The organism is Vibrio plantisponsor (assembly GCF_013041605.1).
In the GTDB taxonomy this organism is placed as follows: Bacteria; Pseudomonadota; Gammaproteobacteria; order Enterobacterales; family Vibrionaceae; genus Vibrio; species Vibrio plantisponsor.
In genome coordinates, this window is the sequence record NZ_JABEQC010000031.1 from 1 (window position 1) to 2,580 (window position 2,580).

Consider the following 2,580-nt stretch of genomic DNA (forward strand, 5'->3'; position numbering starts at 1 on the left):
TTTGATGGTGCCCCGGGCCGGACTTGAACCGGCACGACTCGAAAGTCGAGGGATTTTAAATCCCTTGTGTCTACCAATTTCACCACCAGGGCAACGCATAATGCGATGGCAACACCATCTGTTCACCACATTGCTGCGTGAACGAGGCGTACTTTAGCGAAATCAGCCTCAAGGTCAATAAAAAACTATCAACTTATTTACCGACTGCTGAATAAAACAACTTTAGCGTATAGATGAGCCACAATTTGTACATTTATCCCACACCACAAATACATCTAGGCTTTGTGTTTTTCTTTAACCATTTCCGAAATACAGTTAATAACGTTGTGGCTGGCACGTTCGGCGTTTTCTAACGTATCAACAATTGAATCCAACACATCGTCATCTTCCAGCCAGTTTTGGCTCACCAAGGTCATCGCATGTTGCACGGATTCATGTACTTCCCGATGCGAAGATTCTAAGCGTCTAAACGAAGGCAGATGATTGAATTCCGTGAACCCTGCACCTTCGTAATACCATTGCCCCAAACGGCACTGGTGATGGTTAACCTCTGCCTCTGTTGCCTCTGCACCTTTACCGCTGTTCTCAAGTCCTATATAACCATTTTGCATGTAAATGATGTGATCCAGTTTCACCAACGAAGCAAACGAAATGTCTTTGGTTTGAGTAACTAAGGAGATGGTTTCCTGAGAAGAGTTCGCTACTTGATCAAAGTTAATGTGGAAGTTTTCAACCGCACTACTCACTTGCTGAGTCTGTTGCCCAACCTCAAGAGTCTGGTTCACCATTTCTTCAATTTGGCTGGTCAAAGACGACACGATACCTGAAATTTCCGCCGTAGACTTGCGAGTTCTGTCTGCCAGTAAACGTACTTCATCAGCAACAACCGCAAACCCCCGACCAACCTCTCCTGCTCTTGCGGCCTCAATTGCAGCATTCAGCGCCAGTAAATTGGTCTGTTCTGCGATATCGGTGATCATACTGACCGTTTCTGAAATACGAACACTGTCATTACCCAATTTCTGCGCTTGACTCCCCATTTGCGACATTCGAGAATTCATGCTGTCCAGCGACTGATTAAGATCCTTCACCAAGGTTCGGCTTTGCTCGGCTCCGTCTCTGTTTTGCGTGGCGATAGCGATAACGTCGTCCATTCTCTCAGAAAGGGTAACCAATTCTTGTTGATTATCTTTCAGGTTAAGTAACAGGTTACTGGTGTTGATCTTGTGTAGCGCGCTACGTAAACGATTCTGACGAGCGTAGATATGTGCTTCATGCATAGAGTTAACCGCAACATTAATGTTCTTCATCGTCGCGGCAAACTCGCCAGACATACCATCGTATAAGCCTTCACGATGAAATTCGTTGTTGGCCGTTCTTTGAAACGTATTCGACAGCTCTTTAAAGTTAGTTTCCACAATATCCAGAAGATCATTCACAGCCCAAGCCACATGCCCTACTTCACCCAATCCTTTTGTATCGGTTATTCGCACATGAATATTGCCCTTCGTCGCCTCATTAAGGGCGTGACGGATCTTACTCAAAACCATGATGGGATGCTGATGATCGAGATAGGCATAGATTGCGAATACAGAAGCAATTACAGGGATAACAACATCAACAGCATTTAATCCATTCAGATATACGTTGTATGCAGACAACGAAATCGTCGCGACTACAAAAAAGGTACATAAGAAAATAAACTTGTGTCTAAGCAACAGTACCTTCCGACTCACTTGGCTGGTTCGCATAGCATCCCCTCTTAGCGATATTTCTTGTACAAGCTCAGTGCAAACTCTTCATAGCTCTGATGATACTCGTTACGAATTAGGTCATTCAGCCAATGCCAGGACAGTTCAGAGGCTTTACTTCGATCGGCACTACGTTCTATGTCAGTCATTTGGTGATAGATCTTCTCAACATAGGGAATAGCTTGTTTTGGAGGTGTACGACGAACAGAAAAATAACCCACCGCCTTTCCATTCACCAAGTCAGGAGTCACATTAGCAAATACCCAGTAGTAGTTTTTATCGGAAGTGTAATTTTTGATAAAACCAAAAAACTCTTTCCCTGTCTTTAAGGTACTCCATAGCCCATAAAACACGCCTCTTGGCATTGTTGGATGGCGTATGATGTTATGGTTTTGGCCTAGTAGTTGGTGCTCCGCATAGTTGGCAACACGCATAAACGTTCGATTGGCATAAGTCAGTTTTCCCTGCAAATCCGTTTTGCTGATAATCAGATCACTGCTACTGAATGTAACTTCCTTTTCTCCAACCAAATCCATGTTTGATTCCCATATTCGCTGCGGCACTTAGTAATTAAATATATGTGTCAGCTGAGGATTCGCAAGAAACAAAGGATAATTTTAGGCGTTGCGGTTCGTATGGCACAAAGCAGCGATGCAATACAAACAACTGCTAAATAGGAAGTTAGAAAATAACGAAAGTACTGAAAATTTTAAGTTTAAATAATGAAAGAGTTTAGAGACAAAACAAGAGAGAAATGGAGGCGCGTACCGGAATCGAACCGATGTACACGGATTTGCAATCCGGTGCATAACCACTCTGCTAACGCGCC

2 protein-coding genes and 2 tRNA genes are annotated in these 2,580 nt (G+C 43.6%); all 4 read right to left on the minus strand.

Going from position 1 to position 2,580, the window contains the following annotated elements; genetic code table 11:
- Positions 1 to 5: 5 nt before the first annotated feature.
- A tRNA-Leu gene (locus tag HKI82_RS20290) sits at positions 6 to 92 on the minus strand.
- A gap of 183 nt (positions 93 to 275) precedes the next feature.
- Positions 276 to 1,751, minus strand: coding sequence for a methyl-accepting chemotaxis protein (locus tag HKI82_RS20635; protein WP_102942604.1), 1,476 nt, complete (start codon positions 1,749 to 1,751; stop codon positions 276 to 278).
- Positions 1,752 to 1,762: 11 nt separating this feature from the next.
- Complete coding sequence (locus HKI82_RS20300; protein WP_102942605.1) at positions 1,763 to 2,287, minus strand: PAS domain-containing protein; 525 nt, start codon at positions 2,285 to 2,287, stop codon at positions 1,763 to 1,765.
- 219 nt (positions 2,288 to 2,506) lie between these two features.
- Positions 2,507 to 2,580: transfer RNA gene (locus HKI82_RS20305), tRNA-Cys, on the minus strand.

What these genes read in the sequence shown, in the direction of transcription:
- HKI82_RS20635 (WP_102942604.1), bottom strand. Translation starts at nt 1,751, where the DNA reads ATGCGAACCAGCCAAGTGAGTCGGAAGGTACTGTTGCTTAGACACAAG.
- HKI82_RS20300 (WP_102942605.1), bottom strand. Translation starts at nt 2,287, where the DNA reads ATGGATTTGGTTGGAGAAAAGGAAGTTACATTCAGTAGCAGTGATCTG.